Raw genomic sequence first — 19,595 nt, 5'->3', positions numbered from 1 at the left:
GTTTTAGGCCTAAGCATATAACAATAGAAAAGGAGATTCGTGATGACACCGTTGAGTCGCGTCGTGATCGGCAGCCTGCTGATCCTGGCCTGGCCCGCGGCGCATGCCGCCGATGGCCAGAAAGTCTTCACCCAGGGCGGGGCCAACCCCGCCGCCATGGCTTGCCTGGGTTGCCATGGCCCGGACGGCAAGGGCATTGCCGCTGCCGGCTTCCCACGCCTGGCCGGGCTGCCGGCCGCTTACCTCAGCAAGCAATTGCATGATTGGCGCAACGGCAGCCGCAAGCAGCCGGTGATGGAGCCGCTTGCCAAGGCCCTGAGCGAGGATGAGATCAAGGCTGTCAGCACCTATCTGGCCAGCCTGCCGGCAGACCCTGCAGGCGACCTGCGTCGCCAGCAGATTTCCGATGACCCCACCACCCGCATGGCCCTGTACGGTGACTGGAGCCGGCAGATTCCTGGTTGCGTGCAATGCCATGGCCCGGGCGGTGGCGGGGTTGGCGAACACTTTCCGCCCTTGGCCGGCCAGCCCGCCAGTTACCTGGTGGCGCAGCTCAATGCCTGGCGGGACGGCACCCGCAGCAATGACCCCAACCAGCTGATGGTCGGTGTGGCCAAGGCCATGACCGATGACGAGATCAAGGCCGTTGCCGAGTTCTTCGCCCGCCCCGCCAGCCAGGAGGTCAAGCCATGAAACCGATGATTCCAGCCCTGCTGCTGCTGGCCATGGGCAGCGCCCAGGCCGCCCAGATCGCCATGGAAGACCAGTCGCAGTTGAAAGTGCCTGGCGTGCAGGCCGCGCCGCAGTTCGTGCCGCCAGCGGAAAGCGAGTTGCCTGACAATGCCTTTGGCAAGATGGTGCGCGAGGGGCATGCCTTGTTCGTCGACACCCGCAGGTTGATGCCTGAGGCCGTGGGCAATGGCATGAACTGCAGCAACTGCCACCTTGACCAGGGGCGGCTGGCGCATTCCGCGCCGATGTGGGGGGCGTACCCGATGTACCCCGCGTACCGCAAGAAAAACGACAAGGTCAACACCTACGCCGAGCGTATCCAGGGCTGTTTCCAGTTCAGCATGAACGGCAAGCCGCCTGCGGCCGACAGCCCGCAGATGACGGCGCTGGCGGTGTATTCGTACTGGCTGTCGACCAAGGCGCCGACTGGCGTGGAGATCGCCGGGCGAGGTTACCCGGAGGTGCCGCAACCCAAGGGCGGTTACGACTTCAAGCGCGGCCAGCAGGTTTATCGCGAGCAGTGTGCGATCTGCCACGGCGACAACGGCGAGGGGCAGAAGGTGGCGGGCGAGTATGTGATGCCGCCGCTGTGGGGCAAGGACTCCTACAATTGGGGGGCCGGCATGCACCGCATCAACACCGCGGCGTCGTTCATCAAACACAACATGCCGCTGGGCAAGCCGGGCAGCCTGAGTGACCAGCAGGCCTGGGACGTGGCGGCCTGGGTCAACCGCCATGAACGGCCGCAGGATCCGCGGCTGGTGGAAGGCTCCATCGAGAAGACGCGGGTGAAGTTCCATGCCAATGACGGGGTGAACCTGTATGGGCAGAAGGTCGATGGGGTGTTGATCGGGCAGGGCACGGGTAGCTGATGTATTGCCTGTGCCGGCCTCTTCGCGGGTAAACCCGCTCCCACAGGTACTGCACAGCATTCAGAGCCTGTGGTGATCCTTGTGGGAGCGGGTTTACCCGCGAAGAGGCCAGTACAGGCAACCCCGATTTCCTGTCATCCAACGGTCATGGATGACAGCAATATTTACGATCCCCCGGAACTATCTACACTGGGTTATCTCTATCTTCCCATCGATCGGCCACAGGTAGGGCATTGTAAGGTGACTGCCGCCTGATTAGACTGCGCCGAATTCCACAGGCCTAGCCTTTTGTAAGGACGTATATGATCAAAAAATGCTTGTTCCCGGCAGCCGGTTACGGCACCCGCTTCCTGCCCGCTACCAAAGCCATGCCCAAGGAAATGCTGCCGGTGGTCAACAAGCCACTGATCCAGTATGGCGTTGAAGAGGCACTGGATGCCGGTCTGAGCGAGATCTCCATCGTCACCGGGCGCGGCAAGCGTGCTCTGGAAGACCACTTCGACATCAGCTACGAGCTGGAAAACCAGATCAAGGGCACCGACAAGGAAAAATACCTGGTTGGTATCCGTCGCCTGCTCGACGAGTGCTCGTTCTCCTACACCCGCCAGACCGAAATGAAAGGCCTGGGCCATGCCATCCTGACCGGCCGCCCGCTGATCGGCGACGAGCCGTTCGCCGTGGTGCTGGCGGACGACCTGTGCGTGAACCCGGAAGGTGACGGCGTACTGACCCAGATGGTCAAGCTGTACAACCAGTTCCGTTGCTCGATCGTCGCCATTCAGGAAGTCGATCCGCAGGAAACCAACAAGTACGGCGTGATCGCCGGCGACATGATCCGTGACGACATTTTCCGCGTCACCAACATGGTCGAGAAGCCAAAGCCGGAAGATGCCCCGTCGAACCTGGCGATCATCGGTCGCTACATCCTGACCCCGGACATCTTCGACATCATCGCCAACACCGAGCCGGGCAAAGGTGGCGAGATCCAGATCACCGACGCCCTGATGCAACAGGCGCAGAACGGCTGCGTGATCGCCTACAAGTTCAAAGGCAAGCGTTTCGACTGCGGTGGCGCCGAGGGCTACATCGACGCGACCAACTTCTGCTTCGAGAACTACTACAAGACTGGCAAGGCTTACTGATAAGCCGCTACTTGTATCAAAGCTGATAACTGGGGCTGCTTTGCAGCCCTTCGCGGGCGCGCCCGCTCCTACAGGTATTGTGCAGGCCTTCAAGGTTGCGCCGGTACTGTGGGAGCGGGCGGGCCTGCGAAGGGTCGCAAAGCGGCCCCAGTGCGTTATGCTGGGCGCCTGCCTAGGGGAGTGAATACATGGCCTACGATTTTGATCTGTTCGTGATTGGTGCCGGGTCCGGCGGGGTGCGCGCGGCGCGGTTTGCCGCCGGCTTTGGCGCAAAGGTGGCAGTGGCCGAGAGCCGCTACCTGGGCGGTACCTGCGTCAATGTGGGTTGCGTGCCGAAAAAACTGCTGGTGTACGGCGCACATGTCGCCGACGAACTGGAGCAGGCCGCAGGCTTCGGCTGGACCCTGGAAGAAGGGCATTTCGACTGGGGCACCCTGATTGCCAACAAGAACCGGGAAATCGAGCGCCTCAACGGCATCTACCGCAACCTGCTGGTCAACAGCGGGGTCACCCTGCTGCAGGGGCATGCGCGCCTGACCGGTGCCAACGAAGTGGAGGTGGACGGCCAGCGCTACACCGCCGAGCACATCCTCATCGCCACCGGTGGCTGGCCACAGGTGCCGGACATTCCGGGCAAGGAACTGGCCATCACCTCCAACGAAGCCTTCTACCTCAAGGACCTGCCACGCCGGGTGCTGGTGGTGGGCGGTGGCTACATCGCCGTCGAGTTCGCCGGCATCTTCCAGGGCCTGGGGGCGGCTACCACGCTGCTGTACCGTGGCGACCTGTTCCTGCGTGGTTTCGACGGTTCGGTGCGCACGCACCTGAAGGAAGAACTGGAAAAGCGCGGCCTCGACCTGCAGTTCAACGCCGACATCCAGCGCATCGACAAGCTCGAGGACGGCAGCCTCAAGGCCACCCTCAAGGATGGCCGCGAATTGGTCACCGATTGCGTGTTCTATGCCACCGGCCGGCGCCCGATGCTGGACAACCTGGGCCTGGAAAACACCGGTGTCGAGCTGGATGCACGCGGTTACATTCGGGTTGACCAGCAGTACCAGACCACCGCGCCGTCGATCCTGGCCATTGGCGACGTGATTGGCCGCGTGCAATTGACTCCAGTGGCTCTGGCCGAGGGCATGGCCGTGGCCCGGCGCCTGTTCAAGCCCGAGCAATACCGCCCTGTGGACTACCAGAACATACCCACCGCGGTATTCAGCCAGCCGCCCATCGGCACCGTGGGCCTGACCGAGGAGCAGGCGCTGGAGGCCGGGCACAAGGTGCAGGTATTCGAGAGCCGCTTCCGTGCGATGAAACTGACCCTGACCGACATCCAGGAAAAGACCCTGATGAAGCTGGTGGTCGATGCCGAGACCGACAAGGTGCTGGGCTGCCACATGGTTGGCCCCGACGCCGGCGAGATCATCCAGGGCCTGGGCGTTGCCCTGAAGGCCGGTGCGACCAAGCAGCAGTTCGACGAAACCATTGGCGTGCACCCGACCGCGGCCGAAGAGTTCGTGACCATGCGCACAGCGACACGCTGATCCCAACGCAACGCATACCGTTGTAGGAGCGGCCTTGTGTCGCGATGGGCTGCGAAGCAGCCCCAGTATTTCTGCAATCGTGAGATACACAGGGGCTGCTTCGCAGCCCATCGCGACGCAAGGCCGCTCCTACAGGAGTGATCCGACCATGGAGTCAGGAGGTACGACCCCGCAATCCTTTGCTCAGCCCATTCCCTTCTATTAATTATCCTCGGTTATAGCCAAAACCAATCACAAGCATGAGCTTTGCCAATGAGCCTTTGTCGGGACCAGCGGTTAGGATTCTCTCCATCAACTGATTCCAACCCCATGAAGGAGCGTCTCTCATGCCAATCATCAACAGCCAGGTCAAACCGTTCAACGCCACCGCCTACCACAAGGGCGAGTTCGTCCAGGTCAGCGAAGCCGACCTGAAAGGCAAGTGGTCTGTCGTGTTCTTCTACCCGGCCGACTTCACCTTCGTCTGCCCGACCGAGCTGGGTGACCTTGCTGACAACTACGCCGAGTTCCAGAAGCTGGGCGTGGAAATCTACGGCGTGTCCACCGACACCCACTTCACCCACAAAGCCTGGCACGACACTTCGGACACCATCGGCAAGATCCAGTACCCGCTGATCGGTGACCCGACCCACGTCATCTCGCGCAACTTCGACGTGCTGATCGAAGAAGCCGGCCTGGCCGATCGCGGTACCTTCGTGATCAACCCGGAAGGCCAGATCAAGATCGTCGAACTGAACGACGGTGGTGTAGGCCGCGATGCTGCCGAACTGCTGCGCAAGGTTAAGGCTGCCCAGTACGTTGCCGCTCACCCAGGCGAAGTTTGCCCGGCCAAGTGGAAAGAAGGCGAAGCCACCCTGGCTCCATCGCTGGACCTGGTCGGCAAGATCTAAGCCGATGCGCATATCGCGGGCGGTAGCCAGCCGCCAAAGCTGAAGTACCTACCGCCCCGTAAAAGCGCCCGGGCGACCTCGCCTGGGCGTTTTTGTATCCGAGTTTTGTAAAAGGAATCGCCCGTATGTTGGACGCCACGCTTAAATCGCAACTGAAAACCTACCTGGAGCGGGTCACCCAGCCGATCGAGATCGTTGCCTCCCTCGACGACGGCGCGAAATCCCGCGAATTGCACGACCTGCTGGTGGAAATTGCCAGCCTGTCGAACCTTATTACTTTCAGCGCGGACGGCAGCGATGCTCGTCGTCCATCGTTCTCGCTGAACCGCCCGGGAGCCGACATAAGCCTGCGCTTCGCCGGCATCCCCATGGGCCACGAATTCACCTCGCTGGTGCTGGCACTGCTGCAAGTCGGTGGGCACCCGTCCAAGGCCAGTGCCGAAGTGATCGAACAGATCCAGGCGCTGGAAGGCGAATTCACCTTCGAAACCTACTTCTCGCTGTCGTGCCAGAACTGCCCGGACGTGGTCCAGGCGCTGAACCTGATGGCGGTGCTCAACCCCAACGTGCGCCACGTGGCCATCGACGGCGCGCTGTTCCAGGCGGAAGTGGAATCGCGCAAGATCATGGCGGTGCCGAGCATCTACCTGAACGGCGAAGTGTTCGGCCAGGGCCGCATGGGCCTGGAAGAAATCCTCGGCAAGATCGACACCAACGCAGCCGGCCGCCAGGCCGAGAAGATCAACGCCAAGGACGCCTTCGACGTGCTGGTGGTCGGTGGTGGCCCAGCCGGCGCTTCGGCAGCCATCTATGCCGCGCGTAAAGGCATCCGCACCGGTATCGCGGCCGAGCGTTTCGGCGGCCAGGTGCTCGATACCCTGGCCATCGAGAACTTCATCTCGGTACAGGAAACCGAAGGGCCGAAGCTGGCCACGGCGCTGGAAGAACACGTCAAGCAGTACGACGTGGACATCATGAACCTGCAGCGCGGTGAAGCGCTGATCCCGGCCACCGATGGCGGCCTGCACGAAGTACGCCTGGCTGGCGGCGCCTCGCTCAAGGCCAAGACCGTGATCCTGGCCACCGGTGCCCGCTGGCGTGAAATGAATGTGCCGGGCGAGCAGGAATACCGCGCCCGTGGCGTGGCCTACTGCCCGCACTGCGACGGCCCGCTGTTCAAGGGCAAGCGCGTGGCGGTGATCGGTGGTGGCAACTCGGGTGTGGAAGCGGCCATCGACCTGGCGGGTATCGTCGCCCAGGTAACGTTGATCGAGTTCGACAGCCAGCTGCGTGCCGATGCGGTACTGCAGCGCAAGTTGCACAGCCTGCCGAACGTGAAGGTGATCACCAGTGCGCTGACCACCGAAGTGCTGGGCAATGGCGAAAAGGTGACCGGCCTGCGCTACAAGGACCGCACCACCGACCAGCAGCATGAAGTGGCGCTGGAAGGCATCTTCGTGCAGATCGGCCTGCTGCCGAACACCGACTGGCTGAAAGGCACCGTCGAGCTGTCGCCGCGTGGCGAGATCATCGTCGATGCCAAGGGCCAGACCAGCATCCCGGGAGTGTTTGCGGCGGGTGACGTGACGACTGTGCCGTACAAGCAGATCGTGATTGCGGTGGGTGAGGGGGCCAAGGCATCGCTGGCGGCCTTTGACCACCTGATCCGCACTTCGGCACCGGCGTAAGCCCGTACCGGCCCTTTCGCGGGCATGCCCGCTCCCACAGGTTCTGCACAGGTCTTGAGATTTGTGATGAGCCCTGTAGGAGCGGGCATGCCCGCGAATGCGTCAGAACTGACAAAGCTGAATCTGAGGATGTCTATGATTACTGCAGACACCCTCAGGAACCACACCCATGACCCTGATCAGCCGCGAACCCTGGTGGCTAGTCCCCCCAAAGCCCGGGCAGCAAGAGCAGGACCTGCACTGGGGCTACCTGGAAATCTACGCCGACGGCCGCACCGTGTTCGTCGACCAGCGCCCCAGTGACCGGGAGCTGGCCGAGCGCAAGAGCTGCCGCAACTTCCCCGACCCCGAGCCGTGACGGCTCAGCCTTCCAGTTCGGCCAGGCGTGCCTCCAGCGCCGCGATGCGCGCTTCGAGGGCTTCGATGCGCTCTTCCGACACATTGCCACCGCTGCTGCGTGCCCCGCCTTCCTGCTGCCGTGCGGCCAGGATCGCCTCGATTTCCGCCGGGTCGCCCAAGGCATGGGTGTAACGGTCTTCGCGCTGGCCGGCCTGGCGTGGCAGGTGCAAGGCCAGGCCGCGCGAGATCAGGCGCTCCAGCTGGTGCTGGATCTGCTCGGTGTCGTCGAAGTCGTGCAGGCGGTTGCTGCGGGTCAGCAGTTCGTTGAGGGTTTGCGGCCCGCGCAGGAACATCAGGCCCATCAGCACCAGTTGCGCCGGCACCAGCTCCAGCGCCTTGTCCACCCGTTGTTCCCAGCGGTCGGCGCGGCTGCCCATCTGCAGGCGGGTCATGTCTTGCCCCTCGAGGGCGCGCAGGGCCTGGCCTACCTGGCCTTGGGTGAGGTTCATCACCGGCTCGCGACTGGTTTTCTGGTTGCAGGCCAGGACCAGGGCGTTGAGGGTCAGCGGGTAGCTTTCCGGGCTGGTGGCCTGCTTTTCGATCAGCGAGCCGAGAATACGGATCTCGATGCTGTTGAAGCGGCCTTCGCCGGCGGTTTCGTGTTCTGACATGGCCCTGTCTCATTGCTGGGGAAAGGCCACTAGGGTAGGTAATGCCATCGTGTTAGGCAATTGGCACCTGTGGGAGCGGGTTCACCCGCGAACACCGGCGCAGCCGGTGCCATGCACCGCGTCGTCTGATTCGCGGGTGAACCCGCTCCCACAGGGCCCCGGCAAACTCAGGCTTTACGCTCTTCAGCCTGGCACGCCGCCGCGGTAAACAGCACATCGGTCGAAGAATTCAGCGCCGTCTCGGCCGAATCCTGTAGCACGCCGATGATGAAGCCAACCGCCACCACCTGCATGGCAATTTCGCTAGGGATGCCAAACAGGCTGCACGCCAGCGGAATCAGCAGCAGCGAGCCACCGGCCACACCCGAGGCGCCGCAGGCACAGACCGCCGCCACCACGCTGAGCAGCACGGCGGTCGGCAGGTCCACCGGAATACCCAGGGTATGTACAGCCGCGAGCGTCAGCACGGTAATGGTGATGGCGGCACCGGCCATGTTGATGGTCGCACCCAGCGGGATCGATACCGAGTAGGTGTCTTCATGCAGGCCAAGGCGCTCCGACAGGGCCAGGTTGACCGGGATGTTGGCCGCCGAGCTACGGGTGAAGAACGCGGTGATACCGCTTTCGCGCAGGCACAGCAGGGTCAGCGGGTAGGGGTTGCGGCGGATTTTCCAATACACGATCAGCGGGTTCATCACCAGCGCCACGAACAGCATGCAGCCGATCAGCACCGCCAGCAGGTGCAGGTAGCCGAGCAGGGCGTTCAGGCCCGACTGGGCCAGGGTGGCGCTGACCAGGCCGAAGATGCCCAGCGGGGCGAAGCGGATGACCACGCGCACGATCAGGGTCACACCATTGGACAGGTCCTCGACCACGGTGCGGGTGGTTTCGCCGGCATGGCGCAGGGCCACGCCCAGGCCGATGGCCCAGGTCAGCACACCGATGAAGTTGGCGTTGAGCAGGGCGTTGATCGGGTTGTCCACCGCGCTCAGCAGCAGGTTCTGCAGCACCTCGGTGATGCCGCCCGGCGCGCTCAGCGTAGCGTCGCCGGTGCTCAGCACCAGGTTCGACGGGAACAGCATGCTGGCGACCACCGCGACTACCGCGGCGCCGAAGGTACCCAGCAGGTACAGCCAGAGGATCGGGCGGATGTGGGTTTCCTGGCCGTGGCGGTGGTTGGCGATCGAGGCCATGACCAGGATGAACACCAGCACGGGTGCCACCGCCTTGAGGGCGCTGACGAACACCTTCCCGAGGAAGGCCATGTCGCGGGCGATGGCGGGCGCGAGCAGGGCCAGGGCGATGCCGGCGATCAGGCCGATGACGATCTGCGTCACCAGGCTGGTGCGGTTGAGGAAGCGGAGGACGGGGGTCATGTGCAGCGATATCCCAGCATGTTCAAAAAGGGCGCGACTTTACCATAGACCTTCGTCGAGCAGGGCGGCCTGAAGAAGTCAGCGCCCGCGCCGCCGCGACACCCGCGCCTCGATGTTCTTGCGCCCGATCAGCAGCGGCGGCTTTTCCACTACCGGCTCGTCCGCCAGCCACTTGTACATCACCAGGCAGTCCACCAGCCCCAGGCGGGCATGGCGGTAGGCCTTGGGCAGGCGGCCAACGGTTTCGAAGCCCAACTTGTGCCACAGCGCCACTGCCACCTCATTGGTGGCCACCACCGAGTTGAACTGCAGGGCCAGAAAGCCCTCCTGGCGCGCCTGTTTCTGTGAGTGCTCGCACATCAAGCGCGCGACGCCGCGGCCGCGTGCCGCTTCACAGACCATGTAGCCGCAATTGCCCACGTGCCCACCAGGCCCGGCGGCATTGGCCTTGAGGTAATACGAACCCAGCATCGCGCCGTCTTCCTCGGCCACGAATGTGCGCACGGGCAGTTCCAGCCACAGCTGGCGGGCCTGATCGAAGCTGAGGGCCGGGTCGAATGCGTAGGTTTCACGGGCCTGTACGACGGCCTGGAAGGTGGACCAGAAGTGTTCGAAGTCTTCCGGTGTCATGGGGCGGATGTGGATCATGCGGGTTCCTGCAAGGGCTGGGCCGCCAAGTCTGGGTGGCGCGGCGCCGTCGCGCAAGGGCGGCGACGCCAATTGCGCTCAGCCGTTGGCCTTGCCCACCGCATCCATGGCACGTGCCGAGTAGACCAGCGCGGCACCGGCGTTCATCGCCACGGCCACGCCAAGGGCCTCGGCGATTTCCTCGCGGCTGGCGCCGTGCTTGACGGCCTGCTGCGAATGCACCGCGATGCATCCATCGCAGCGTGTGGTCACGGCCACGGCGAGGGAGATCAGCTCGCGGGTCTTGGCGTCCAGGTGGTTGGTCTTGGCCCCTGCGCCGCTGGCAGTCATGTAGCCGGCCACGGTGTCAGGGGAAAGCTGCTTGAGATCGCCGATGCCGGCCATCAACTGCTTACGGTAGGCGTCCCAGTCCATCATGCTCATCGTCTTCACCTTGGGGAGGTTGCGAGTGGAGCTTTCAGGCTAGTCGAAGAGTGGAAAGTGTGAGGCTTGTACTTTGGTTGGTTGCGCGCAGGCCTTTTGGCTGCGCGCAACCACACCGATCAGATGTAGATGAACACCAGCACCAACGCCGCGACGAATGCCCACTTCTCCAGGTAGTAGCGCGTGCGGTTGCGCTTCTTCATTGCCTTGCCACGTTCGCGGATCTTGTAGATGCGGGTGAACAGCCGGTTGATGCCACCGGTCTTGTCGCCGGCATCATTGGGTGCGGCGGCAGCGGCCATGACGTTGCGGCTGAACCAGCGGTTGAACGCGGTCGCCCAGCGGTACTTGAGCGGGCGTTCCACGTCGCAGAACAGGATGATGCGGTTGTGCTCGGTGGTATTGGCCGCGTAGTGGATGTAGGTCTCGTCGAAGACCACGCCCTCGCCATCGCGCCAGGAATACTTCTCACCGTCCACGTCGATGTAGCAACCGTCGTCGTTCGGCGTGTCCAGGCCCAGGTGGTAGCGGTACGAACCGGCATACGGGTCACGGTGGCGCACCAGCTTGGCGCCCGGCGGCAGGGTGGCGAACATGGCGGCCTTGACCGTGCCGATACCTTTGAGCAACTCGGTGGTGCGTGGGCACAGGGTCATCGCCGACGGATGGCTTTCGCCGTACCACTTCAGGTAGAAGCGCTTCCAGCCGGTCTTGAAGAATGAGTTGAAACCGACATCATCGTAATTGTCGGACTTCTTGATTTCGCCCACATGCAGCAGTTGTTGGGCTTCCTCGCGGATCTCCTGCCAGTGGTCCTGCAGCGTCTGCAGTTCGGGGAAGGCCTCTACCGGCAGGTATGGCTTGGCCGGGTGCCTGGAAAACAGGTACAGGAAGCTGTTGACCGGGGCCAGGAAACTGGAGTGGTCGCCCAGCTGACGGGTCAGCTTGTGGCGAACGCGACCGCGCAGGTGAACATAGGCGATCGAGAGGACGAAGATGAGGACTAAGGCGATTTTCATGGGCGGATACGTCAAGTAATGGCCATGCGTGATGGCTAAGCCCGCCAGCATAAACAATCGAGCCGATGCTTTGTAGGAGAATGTTACGCAGCGATGGCAGACCTTGGTACAAGCGTCACCGCTGTACCAAGGTCTGCATGGCGATGCATCAGGCCAGAGTAACCTCGATGCTGCCATCGGTGATGCGATGGTCCTTGCCATCGTAGCTGATGACATAATCAGTGAATGTGGCGGTCAGGGTCCTGTTCTCCACGTTCCACTCATGCTGCAGGCGGCCCCCGGTCAGGGGATAGTACAAACCGCCAATCAAGAAGAGCAGGCGTGCATGTTGCTGATTGAACAGCATCATGATGCCTTGGGTCGCGTTGTCCATTTGCTGTTTTGCGGTGAGTCGGATGCGCCCGTCCTCCAACTCCTTGGATTTGATGGTTTGAGCGTCAAGGTTGCCTAGCAAGGGGAATATAGCGGGGTCGAGGTTGGCCTTGACCCAGCCGGTGCCGGAGATGTATTGCGTCGCATGGTCGGCCAGCGACAAGGACAGCGAGCCATCCACGATATCGACCTGGCCCATGGTGTCTACGATGGTGAAGTGGAACGTTGCCACTAGCGCCTTGGTAGTCTGATCCATCTGGACAATTCGGATTTCCCCTTCGGTCGCCCAGCCTGAGCGGCCAATCGAACTCGAGCCGAAATAGGCGTTGATCTCGGCTTTCTCGCCTGGACCGATCTTGTGGGATTCGCCTGTTACCAGGCGGCTTTCCGGGATATTCATGATTATGAAGCTATGAACGTTCTCTGAATTATCCTTGTAATGAGGGGCAAAGAACGAGCAGTTGCCAGAACTGATATTCGTATCTACTTCATTAGCCTTGAACGCGTATTCACGCTGGCCCCACTTCAGTTGCGCTTGCATGGCAGGCTGGGTATTCCGTGTTTGCTGGTGCTGTTTCATGACCGTATCTATGTGATTGAATTGAGGCCTCAGCGTATGGTTTGGGTCTCTGCCCGCGAAACTGACAGACCTGCGGGTTTCCCAACGCATCAGTACGTGCTTTGCATCTCGAGGAGCGGCACGATGACACCGGTCAGCGGACGAATCGAAAAACCATTCAAGCGCCTGTTCTTCGCCTTGCCGGTGAGCGATGCCCAGCGCCGCGCCCTGGCCCAGTGGCGACGTGGCCTGAGCCTGCGCAGCGGCAAGCCAGTGCCGGCCGCCAACTTCCATGTGACACTGCTGTTTCTCGGCGATGTGGATACCGCCCATGTGCCTGCGATTTGCGCGGCGGTCGACCAGCTGGCGCTACCGGCCACGGCACCACGGCTGTTGCTGGACCGCCTGCAGGTGTGGCAGCGGGCCAGCGCCCTGGTGCTGGAGGCGCAACAGACCCCACCGGCCCTGTTGCAATTGGTGTACAGCTTGCAGCAGGCGCTGCTGCCGTTGGGGGTGGAAGCGGCCGACCGCGAGTATCGCCCGCACCTGACGCTGGCCAGGGATTACCGCGGCCAGCCGCCAGAAGCCAGCAGCGCGCCGGATTTCTACCTCGCCGCCCGCCATTTCACACTGTACGAGTCGCGCAAGGGCGCTTACTGGCCATTGGCGCAATGGCCGCTTTCAAGCTGATTCAGGCCATGGCCTCGCAGCCTGCGAACATCTGCTCGCCCAGCGTGCGTGCAGTGTGCAGATGCGCTGCCGGGGCTGCGCCCTCGCTGTCGTCCAGCAGGGTGGAGCTGAGTACTTCGGCGCCGCAGTAGTCGAAAATGCCGTGCTCGATCTGCACATGCATCGCCTTGCCATAGCCGTGACGTTCGAAAGTGCCGCTGTCGGCACCGGCGACGGCGACCAGGTGCACCTTCATGCCGCGCAGCTTCTTGACGGTGATGCCCCCTTCATAATCGAAGGCCCAGCCATTGCTGAACACCCGCTCGACCCAGCCTTTGAGCAAGGCCGGCAGCGACCACCAATAGATGGGGTAGACCAGCACCAACGCATCGGCGCGTTCGATACGCGCCTGCTCCCTGAGTACATCCGCCGGCGGGGCTGCCAGCCTGCGGTGCACCGCATGGTCGGCCAGGCCGAAACGCGGGTCGAAACCTTCACTGGCCAGGTCGGCGATTTCGCTGTCGTGGCCGGCGTTGGCCAGGCCGGCGGCGATCTGTCGGGCCAGGGCATGGGTGAGGGATTGCGGGTCGTGATGACCGACGACGATCAGGGCATGCATGGTGGGCTCTCCAAGATGGGGATGCAGGGTTACCCGGAGCGCTATATACTCAAGGTAAGTTACGTTTAGTAAGTTACTTTTGGTAGGTAAACGATGTCAAGCGATGATCAAGGCCGCTCGCGCAAGCGCCTGAGCCGCGAAGAGCGCCGTCGACAGTTGCTCGATGTGGCCTGGCAGCTGGTACGGGAGGAGGGCACCGATGCCTTGAGCCTGGGGCGTTTGGCCGAGCAGGCGGGGGTGACCAAGCCGGTGGTCTATGACCATTTCGAGACCCGCACCGGGCTGTTGGTGGCGCTGTACCAGCAATACGATGCACGGCAGTCGCGGATGCTGGAGCAGGCGCTGGCGTGTTGTGACGCTAGCCTGGCCAGTCGCGCCGGGGTGATTGCCGAGGCGTATGTGGACTGTGTGATGAGCCAGGGGCTGGAGATACCCGGAGTGTCGGCGGCATTGGCCGGCTCGCCGGAAATGGAAGCGCTGAAGCGGGCCTATGAGCAGCCGTTTCTGGACAAATGCCGTGAGGCGCTGGCCGGGTTTTCGCCCAGTGGCAACATTGGGGTGGCGGGCATGCGCCTGCTGGTGGGGGCGGCGGATGCCTTGTCGCAGGCGGCTGCCGCAGGGGAGCTGGAGGTGGGGCAGGCCAAGGCCGAATTGCGGGCAGCAATAGTGGCGATGGTCGAGCGGCAATGAAGCTTTGAGAGTGCCGGGGCTGCTCTGCAGCCCATCGCCAGCAAGCCGGCTCCCACATCAACCGCATCGGTTTCAAGCCATGTGCAGTCCCTGTGGGAGCCGGCTTGCCGGCGATGGGGCCAGGGCAGGCGATTACACTGGCAGGCTCTGGTACGGCAATTCATCCCCCGGGCTGCGGTCGAACTGGCGCTTGTACTCGCGGCTGAACTGCGAGGTGCTCTGGTACCCCACCCGGTGCGCGGTCTGCGCCACCCCCAGGCCTTCGCCGATCAGCATCTGCTGCGCCTTCAGCAGCCGCAGGCGCTTGAGGTACTGCATTGGTGCCATGTCGGTGCAGCGCTTGAAGTGCTCGTGGAAGGTCGAAACGCTCATGTTGGCGCGCGCGGCCAGCGCTTCCACGCTCAGCGGCTCGGTGTAGTGTTCGCGCAGGTGGGCAAGGGCGGCGCCGATGCGGGCGAAGTGCCCTTGTTGCTCCACCAGCGCCCGCAATACGCCTGCCTGTGGGCCGCGCAAGGCGGTGTACAGCACCTCGCGTACCCGCGCCGGCCCCAGCACCTTGGCGTCCACTGGGTCCTGCAGGCAGCGCAGCAGCCGTTCCACGCATTCGCGCATCGGTGCATCGAGTGCCGCCGAGGTCATCGACTGCGGGGTTTGCGCCTGCACAGCGGCATCCGGCGCCAGGGCCATGCTTTGCACCAGTTCACCCAGCACGCCGCGGTCGATGTCCACCGCCACGCCCAGCAACGGTGCTTCGGGGGTGGCGAAGGTTTCGCACATGAACGGCACCGACAATGCCTGCACCAGGTAATGCCCGGCGCCGTACTCCAGGGTACGCGGCCCCAGGCGCGCCAGCTTGCTGCCCTGGGCCAGGATCATCAGGCTGGGTTCGTAGATCTGCGGGCTGCTGGCCACATAGTGGTCCCAGCTCAGCACCTGCACCTGGGGCAGGTGCGTGGGCACGAAGCCCGGGCGCGTGGCGAGGCTGCGGATCAGTGTGCAAAGCGGCGCATTGGCGTCGACGTGGCGGGTCAGTTGCATGATGGACCTGGGCAGAGGATCAGACAGTCTGATCATCGCAGAATGAACGCTCGGCGCCAGGTGCTGCAGGGCATCTTCGGAGAATCAGGCATCGATGCCGGAGAATCAGCCGTGGGCGAGGCGGCGCATGGCGCGCAGAATGCGCCGCCTGAATCGTTTCACTTCATAGCGAGGCCCTGCATGTACACCGCCATCGGTTACGCCGCCCAGACCCCCACCAGCCCTCTGGCTCCCATGACCTTCGAGCGTCGCAGCCCGCGCCCTGACGACGTCGCCATCGATATCCTGTACTGCGGCGTGTGCCACTCCGACATTCACCAGGCGCGCAACGAATGGGGCATTGCCGTGTACCCGCTGATGCCGGGCCACGAGATCATCGGCCGCGTCACCGCGGTGGGCGACAAAGTGACCGCGCACAAGGTCGGCGACCTGGTCGGCGTTGGCTGCATGGTCGACTCGTGCCGCCACTGCGAAGCCTGTGCCAAGGACCTGGAGCAATATTGCCTGGAAGGCCCGACCATGACCTACGCCACCCCGGACCGGGTCGACGGTAGCAACACCATGGGCGGTTACTCCAGCAGCATCGTGGTCAGCGAGCACTTCGTGGTGCGCATCCCGGCCGGCATGGACCTGCCCAGTGCCGCGCCAATCCTCTGCGCTGGCATCACCACCTATTCGCCGCTCAAGCACCACGGTGTCGGCCCCGGTCACAAGATCGGCATCCTCGGCATGGGCGGCCTGGGCCACATGGCCATCAAGCTGGCCAAGGCCCTGGGCGCCGAAGTGACCCTGTTCACCCGTTCCCAGGCCAAGGCCGAGGAAGCCCGTCGCCAGGGTGCCGACCATGTGATCGTGTCCACCGATGCCGAGCAGATGCACGCCGCGGCGGGCCGTTTCGACTTCCTGCTCGACACCATCCCGGTGCAGCACGACCTCAACCCGTACCTGGAAACCCTGAAATTCGATGGCGTGCACATCCTGGTCGGGCTGATCGAGCCGATCGACCCGGCGGTGCATGCGGCCAATCTGGTAATGAAGCGCCGGGTGCTGGCGGGGTCGTTGATCGGTGGTATTGCCGAGACCCAGGAAGTGCTGGATTTCTGTGCCGAGCACGCGATTCGTTGTGATATCGAGTTGCTGGATATCCGCAACATCAACCAGGCGTATGAGCGGATGATTGCCGGGGACGTGAAGTACCGGTTCGTGATCGATATGGCTACTTTGCAGGGCTGATTGGTTGCCTGCCCCGGCCTCTTCGCGGGTGAACCCGCTCCCACAGGTATCGTGCAGGTTTCAGGTTCTGTATTGAACCTTCCCACAGAGACTGCGCAGACCTTGGCGCCTGTGATGTCCCTGTGGGAGCGGGTTTACCCGCGAAGAGGCCGGTACAGGCAATGAAAATGCTGGATCTGTTACCAGGCCAATGCCCTGTCCCAGCCTTTCCAGAACAACCACCGCCGTACCTCGCCATGCGCCCCGGTACCGATCTGCCAGGCCGGCCGCCCGTTGTCCAGGGCAATCACCGAAACGAACCCGGCATGGCTCGCCGCTACCAGCGTACGCCCGTCCGCACTGATATCCAGCGCACTGATGGTCGACCCCAGGTAATGCTGCCAATGCTCCATGCCGTCTTCGCCAAATGCCCGCAGGTAACCATAGGCATCCCCCACGATGTACTCGCCGTCGCGCGCCACGCCGGCATACACCCGTGCGCCATCCTGTACCAGCGGGGTACGCGGGTCCTGGCTGTAGTAGTCGGTATCCAGCCCCGGCAAGTCGGCCACCCTGACAGCCAGCGTGGCACCGCTGTAGAAATGGCAGGCGTTGACCACCAACTGGTCACCCGCGCGGTTGAACAGCGCAAAGTGCGGATACTCGCTGGCCGGGCCGATTGCTGCCACGGGCCTGAGCTGGTCGTCCAGCACCAGGTGACGGCTGCCTTGCTCGCCGACCACGATCAACCGGCCATCCGCCGACACCGCACCGTGCTCCATGCTCAGCCCGAGGCTGATGTCGTCGGGGTCGGTGCCTTCGTCCAGCTCGTCGAGCACCCGCGCCTGGTGCGGCAGCAGGCGGGTCGCGCCGTGGCGCGTCAGCAGGAAGATACCCTCGGCACTCACCAGCAGCACCCGCTGGCCATCCGGGAAGGGGATCAGCGCGGTCGGCGTGGGCGGTAGGTCGAACGGCTCGAACGGGTAACCCGGCGGCAACCCCTCCAGCCCCGTGGGCCAGGCCAGGCGCAGCACCTGCGGGCCGCCCCAGCCATCGGTCACGCGTATGCCCTCGGCATTGGCCAGGGCGAAATAGCGGCGGGCCGGGCAGCGGCCGAAGTGATCGACGCCGATCACCGGGGTCACCCCGAGAGGGTCGATGCGCACCACCTGGCCTTTGTCATGCGGCATGCCGATACGTGCCAGCAGGCTGCCATCCTCCAGCAGCAGGACGTTGCCGATGCCTTGCCCGTGCTCCTTGATCAGCGGCAGCAATGGGTGATGGGCGGGCGGCCAGGCTTCGCGGAAGGCTTGCTGTTCGAAGGCTTCGACGCCAGGCCGGTTGGCGGCTTGCAGGGCTTGCAGCCAGGCATCGAGCAAATGCTCGGTGGCTTGCGGCAGGGGCTCTTCGAGGTCATCCCAGTCTTGCGCGCGGCTCTGCGCGACATAGTCGTTGACGGCCTGGGCATAGGCAGTGACCGCCTGCTGCCACTGTTGCTGCTGGGAGTGCTGCTGGTCCATGAGCGGATCGGGCTCCTTGTTGCATACGCGTTCGCACAAAGCGCGCATGTTACTCCTTCTGCCCGCCTCGCGGTTGTGAGCCCCCGGCTTGACGCGTACCATGCCGGGCATTCCTTCCAATAACAAAGCGTGCGTCCACACCCCGGCAAGCGGGTGGCTGGCGTGCGTCCTGTTGCCTTGCCTGCGGAGAAGCGGTTTGCACCCATGAACGGACCCACACCCACCAACATGCCACCCACGGCGGGTAGCGGCAGCTGGCTGAGCGTCATTGCCCTGGCCCTGGCGGCCTTCATCTTCAACACCACCGAGTTCGTCCCGGTGGCGCTGCTCAGCGACATTGGCCGCAGCTTCGACATGAGCACCGCGCAGGTCGGCCTGATGCTGACCATCTACGCCTGGGTGGTGGCGCTGGCCTCGCTGCCGATGATGCTGCTGACCCGCAACATCGAGCGGCGGCGCCTGTTGCTGTTCGTGTTCCTGGTGTTCATCGTCAGCCACCTGCTGTCGTGGCTGTCACAGAGCTTTGCCATGTTGCTGGTCAGCCGCATCGGTATTGCCCTGGCGCATGCGGTGTTCTGGGCCATCACTGCCTCCCTGGCGGTGCGCGTGGCGCCGCCAGGGCAGCAGGCCAAGGCGCTGGGCCTTTTGGCCACTGGCACCACCCTGGCCATGGTCCTGGGCATCCCGCTGGGCCGCGTGGTGGGCGAAGCGCTGGGCTGGCGCATCACCTTCCTGAGCATTGCCGGGGTGGCGCTGGCGACCATGCTGTGCCTGATGAAGTCGCTGCCGCTGCTGCCCAGCCAGAACTCGGGCTCGCTGCGCAGCCTGCCGATCCTGTTCAAGCGCCCGGCGCTGGTGATCACCTATGTGCTGGTGACGCTGGTGATTACCGCGCAGTTCACTGCCTACAGCTACATCGAACCGTTCGCCCTGCACGTGGCGCAGATAGGCGGTGAGCGCACCACGCTGTTGCTGCTGCTGTTCGGTGGTGCCGGGGTGTTCGGCTCATTGCTGTTCAGCCGTTACAGCGACCGCTTCCCGCATGGCTTCCTGGTAGGGTCGATCGGCCTGCTGGCGGCGTGCCTGTTGCTGCTGTTGCCGCTGTCGGGCAACTTCTACATGTTTGCCGTGTTGAGCATGTTCTGGGGTGTGGCGATCCTCAGTTTCAGCCTGTCGCTGCAGTCCAAGACCCTGAAGCTGGCGTCCGATGCCACCGATGTGGCCATGGCGCTGTTCTCGGGTATCTACAACATCGGTATTGGCGGTGGTGCGTTGCTGGGCAGTATCGTCAGCAGCCAGCTGGACGTGGCGGATATCGGCCTGGTGGGCGGTAGCGTGGCGGTGGCCGGGTTGCTGCTGGCGGTGGCCAGCACCCGGCGGTTCCGCGAGGCGCTGACGCACTGATCTGGGGCTGGCGCGTTCTTTGTAGGAGCGGCCTTGTGTCGCGATGGGGCGCGCAGCGGCCCCGGATTTCAGCGTTACAGCGGATATCGCCGGGGGGCGCTGCGCGCCCCATCGCGACACAAGGCCGCTCCTACAGGTCCTCTGCAGGCCTGTAGGAACACCTGTTGC

20 protein-coding genes are annotated in these 19,595 nt (G+C 63.6%); 11 read left to right on the top strand and 9 right to left on the bottom strand.

The genetic code is table 11. From position 1 onward, the window contains the following. Positions 1 to 42: 42 nt before the first annotated feature. From ABNP31_RS16230 to ABNP31_RS16200, 7 genes are all read left to right on the top strand, one after another. A complete protein-coding gene (locus ABNP31_RS16230; RefSeq protein ID WP_350012527.1) occupies positions 43 to 693 on the top strand; it encodes a c-type cytochrome in 651 nt (216 codons plus the stop codon). Continuing rightward, the gene (locus ABNP31_RS16225) at positions 690 to 1,604 is read left to right on the top strand and encodes a c-type cytochrome (RefSeq protein WP_238066535.1); all 915 of its coding nucleotides are present in this window, start codon (positions 690 to 692) and stop codon (positions 1,602 to 1,604) included. The genes ABNP31_RS16230 and ABNP31_RS16225 overlap by 4 nt, the downstream gene beginning before the upstream one ends. Before the next feature lie 302 nt (positions 1,605 to 1,906). After that, positions 1,907 to 2,746 (top strand): UTP--glucose-1-phosphate uridylyltransferase GalU, encoded by an 840-nt coding sequence (gene galU / locus ABNP31_RS16220; RefSeq protein WP_085590936.1) that lies wholly within the window; start codon positions 1,907 to 1,909, stop codon positions 2,744 to 2,746. A 188-nt stretch (positions 2,747 to 2,934) separates the two neighbouring features. Then, positions 2,935 to 4,290, top strand: a complete 1,356-nt coding sequence (gene gorA / locus ABNP31_RS16215; protein ID WP_238066534.1) for a glutathione-disulfide reductase — start codon at positions 2,935 to 2,937, stop codon at positions 4,288 to 4,290. A 326-nt stretch (positions 4,291 to 4,616) separates the two neighbouring features. Then, entirely contained in the window at positions 4,617 to 5,180 is a 564-nt protein-coding gene (gene ahpC / locus ABNP31_RS16210) for an alkyl hydroperoxide reductase subunit C (RefSeq protein WP_004375926.1), read from the top strand. A 125-nt stretch (positions 5,181 to 5,305) separates the two neighbouring features. Further along, complete coding sequence (gene ahpF / locus ABNP31_RS16205) at positions 5,306 to 6,868, top strand: alkyl hydroperoxide reductase subunit F (protein WP_075045611.1); 1,563 nt, start codon at positions 5,306 to 5,308, stop codon at positions 6,866 to 6,868. A gap of 169 nt (positions 6,869 to 7,037) precedes the next feature. Further along, positions 7,038 to 7,226, top strand: a complete 189-nt coding sequence (locus ABNP31_RS16200; protein ID WP_013973178.1) for a hypothetical protein — start codon at positions 7,038 to 7,040, stop codon at positions 7,224 to 7,226. A gap of 4 nt (positions 7,227 to 7,230) precedes the next feature. Here ABNP31_RS16200 and ABNP31_RS16195 read toward each other — a convergent pair whose 3' ends face one another. From ABNP31_RS16195 to ABNP31_RS16170, 6 genes are all read right to left on the bottom strand, one after another. Then, positions 7,231 to 7,878, bottom strand: coding sequence for a YceH family protein (locus tag ABNP31_RS16195; RefSeq protein ID WP_025339663.1), 648 nt, complete (start codon positions 7,876 to 7,878; stop codon positions 7,231 to 7,233). 167 nt (positions 7,879 to 8,045) lie between these two features. Next, entirely contained in the window at positions 8,046 to 9,254 is a 1,209-nt protein-coding gene (gene sstT / locus ABNP31_RS16190; RefSeq protein WP_075045610.1) for a serine/threonine transporter SstT, read from the bottom strand. 78 nt (positions 9,255 to 9,332) lie between these two features. Further along, a complete protein-coding gene (locus tag ABNP31_RS16185) occupies positions 9,333 to 9,902 on the bottom strand; it encodes a GNAT family N-acetyltransferase (RefSeq protein ID WP_085665197.1) in 570 nt (189 codons plus the stop codon). Between the two features lie 78 nt (positions 9,903 to 9,980). Continuing rightward, positions 9,981 to 10,325 carry a carboxymuconolactone decarboxylase family protein gene (locus tag ABNP31_RS16180; RefSeq protein ID WP_013973174.1) on the bottom strand — a complete coding sequence of 115 codons (345 nt, stop codon included), beginning with the start codon at positions 10,323 to 10,325 and terminating at the stop codon, positions 9,981 to 9,983. A 119-nt stretch (positions 10,326 to 10,444) separates the two neighbouring features. After that, positions 10,445 to 11,344, bottom strand: coding sequence for a lipid A hydroxylase LpxO (gene lpxO, locus ABNP31_RS16175; RefSeq protein WP_013973173.1), 900 nt, complete (start codon positions 11,342 to 11,344; stop codon positions 10,445 to 10,447). A 148-nt stretch (positions 11,345 to 11,492) separates the two neighbouring features. Continuing rightward, on the bottom strand, positions 11,493 to 12,296 hold the full coding sequence (locus tag ABNP31_RS16170) for a hypothetical protein (RefSeq protein WP_085665196.1): 804 nt from the start codon (positions 12,294 to 12,296) through the stop codon (positions 11,493 to 11,495). Between the two features lie 123 nt (positions 12,297 to 12,419). Here ABNP31_RS16170 and thpR point away from each other — a divergent pair, with 123 nt between their 5' ends. After that, complete coding sequence (thpR, locus tag ABNP31_RS16165; RefSeq protein WP_350012526.1) at positions 12,420 to 12,965, top strand: RNA 2',3'-cyclic phosphodiesterase; 546 nt, start codon at positions 12,420 to 12,422, stop codon at positions 12,963 to 12,965. Between the two features lies 1 nt (position 12,966). Here thpR and ABNP31_RS16160 read toward each other — a convergent pair whose 3' ends face one another. Next, on the bottom strand, positions 12,967 to 13,563 hold the full coding sequence (locus tag ABNP31_RS16160) for an NAD(P)H-dependent oxidoreductase (RefSeq protein WP_350012525.1): 597 nt from the start codon (positions 13,561 to 13,563) through the stop codon (positions 12,967 to 12,969). Positions 13,564 to 13,656: 93 nt separating this feature from the next. On the opposite strand from ABNP31_RS16160, the gene ABNP31_RS16155 reads away from it, so the two are divergent. Further along, complete coding sequence (locus ABNP31_RS16155) at positions 13,657 to 14,253, top strand: TetR/AcrR family transcriptional regulator (protein ID WP_054572091.1); 597 nt, start codon at positions 13,657 to 13,659, stop codon at positions 14,251 to 14,253. A gap of 132 nt (positions 14,254 to 14,385) precedes the next feature. Here the strand turns inward: ABNP31_RS16155 and ABNP31_RS16150 are convergent, their stop codons facing one another. Then, complete coding sequence (locus tag ABNP31_RS16150) at positions 14,386 to 15,291, bottom strand: AraC family transcriptional regulator (RefSeq protein ID WP_054572090.1); 906 nt, start codon at positions 15,289 to 15,291, stop codon at positions 14,386 to 14,388. Positions 15,292 to 15,471: 180 nt separating this feature from the next. On the opposite strand from ABNP31_RS16150, the gene calA reads away from it, so the two are divergent. Further along, entirely contained in the window at positions 15,472 to 16,524 is a 1,053-nt protein-coding gene (gene calA, locus ABNP31_RS16145) for a vanillin reductase (protein ID WP_085615128.1), read from the top strand. Positions 16,525 to 16,703: 179 nt separating this feature from the next. Here calA and ABNP31_RS16140 read toward each other — a convergent pair whose 3' ends face one another. Further along, entirely contained in the window at positions 16,704 to 18,023 is a 1,320-nt protein-coding gene (locus ABNP31_RS16140) for a hypothetical protein (protein WP_350012524.1), read from the bottom strand. A gap of 204 nt (positions 18,024 to 18,227) precedes the next feature. Here ABNP31_RS16140 and ABNP31_RS16135 point away from each other — a divergent pair, with 204 nt between their 5' ends. After that, a complete protein-coding gene (locus tag ABNP31_RS16135) occupies positions 18,228 to 19,427 on the top strand; it encodes a sugar transporter (RefSeq protein ID WP_085615130.1) in 1,200 nt (399 codons plus the stop codon). The last annotated feature ends 168 nt before the right edge of the window (positions 19,428 to 19,595 follow it).

Origin of the sequence: Pseudomonas asiatica, from assembly GCF_040214835.1 — a bacterium.
Taxonomy (GTDB): domain Bacteria; phylum Pseudomonadota; class Gammaproteobacteria; order Pseudomonadales; family Pseudomonadaceae; genus Aquipseudomonas; species Aquipseudomonas putida_Z.
The sequence above is the reverse complement of the archived record's forward strand: the minus strand, read 5'-3'. Positions and strand labels throughout refer to the sequence as shown.

Coding starts and splice junctions, on each gene's coding strand:
- ABNP31_RS16155 (WP_054572091.1), top strand. CDS start 13,657: ATGTCAAGCGATGATCAAGGCCGCTCGCGCAAGCGCCTGAGCCGCGAA.
- ABNP31_RS16200 (WP_013973178.1), top strand. CDS start 7,038: ATGACCCTGATCAGCCGCGAACCCTGGTGGCTAGTCCCCCCAAAGCCC.
- ABNP31_RS16140 (WP_350012524.1), bottom strand. CDS start 18,023: ATGGACCAGCAGCACTCCCAGCAGCAACAGTGGCAGCAGGCGGTCACT.
- ahpC (WP_004375926.1), top strand. CDS start 4,617: ATGCCAATCATCAACAGCCAGGTCAAACCGTTCAACGCCACCGCCTAC.
- ABNP31_RS16170 (WP_085665196.1), bottom strand. CDS start 12,296: ATGAAACAGCACCAGCAAACACGGAATACCCAGCCTGCCATGCAAGCG.
- ABNP31_RS16160 (WP_350012525.1), bottom strand. CDS start 13,563: ATGCATGCCCTGATCGTCGTCGGTCATCACGACCCGCAATCCCTCACC.
- lpxO (WP_013973173.1), bottom strand. CDS start 11,344: ATGAAAATCGCCTTAGTCCTCATCTTCGTCCTCTCGATCGCCTATGTT.
- ABNP31_RS16135 (WP_085615130.1), top strand. CDS start 18,228: ATGAACGGACCCACACCCACCAACATGCCACCCACGGCGGGTAGCGGC.
- galU (WP_085590936.1), top strand. CDS start 1,907: ATGATCAAAAAATGCTTGTTCCCGGCAGCCGGTTACGGCACCCGCTTC.
- ABNP31_RS16195 (WP_025339663.1), bottom strand. CDS start 7,878: ATGTCAGAACACGAAACCGCCGGCGAAGGCCGCTTCAACAGCATCGAG.
- ABNP31_RS16230 (WP_350012527.1), top strand. CDS start 43: ATGACACCGTTGAGTCGCGTCGTGATCGGCAGCCTGCTGATCCTGGCC.
- ahpF (WP_075045611.1), top strand. CDS start 5,306: ATGTTGGACGCCACGCTTAAATCGCAACTGAAAACCTACCTGGAGCGG.
- ABNP31_RS16225 (WP_238066535.1), top strand. CDS start 690: ATGAAACCGATGATTCCAGCCCTGCTGCTGCTGGCCATGGGCAGCGCC.
- ABNP31_RS16185 (WP_085665197.1), bottom strand. CDS start 9,902: ATGATCCACATCCGCCCCATGACACCGGAAGACTTCGAACACTTCTGG.
- calA (WP_085615128.1), top strand. CDS start 15,472: ATGTACACCGCCATCGGTTACGCCGCCCAGACCCCCACCAGCCCTCTG.
- sstT (WP_075045610.1), bottom strand. CDS start 9,254: ATGACCCCCGTCCTCCGCTTCCTCAACCGCACCAGCCTGGTGACGCAG.
- ABNP31_RS16180 (WP_013973174.1), bottom strand. CDS start 10,325: ATGAGCATGATGGACTGGGACGCCTACCGTAAGCAGTTGATGGCCGGC.
- gorA (WP_238066534.1), top strand. CDS start 2,935: ATGGCCTACGATTTTGATCTGTTCGTGATTGGTGCCGGGTCCGGCGGG.
- ABNP31_RS16150 (WP_054572090.1), bottom strand. CDS start 15,291: ATGCAACTGACCCGCCACGTCGACGCCAATGCGCCGCTTTGCACACTG.
- thpR (WP_350012526.1), top strand. CDS start 12,420: ATGACACCGGTCAGCGGACGAATCGAAAAACCATTCAAGCGCCTGTTC.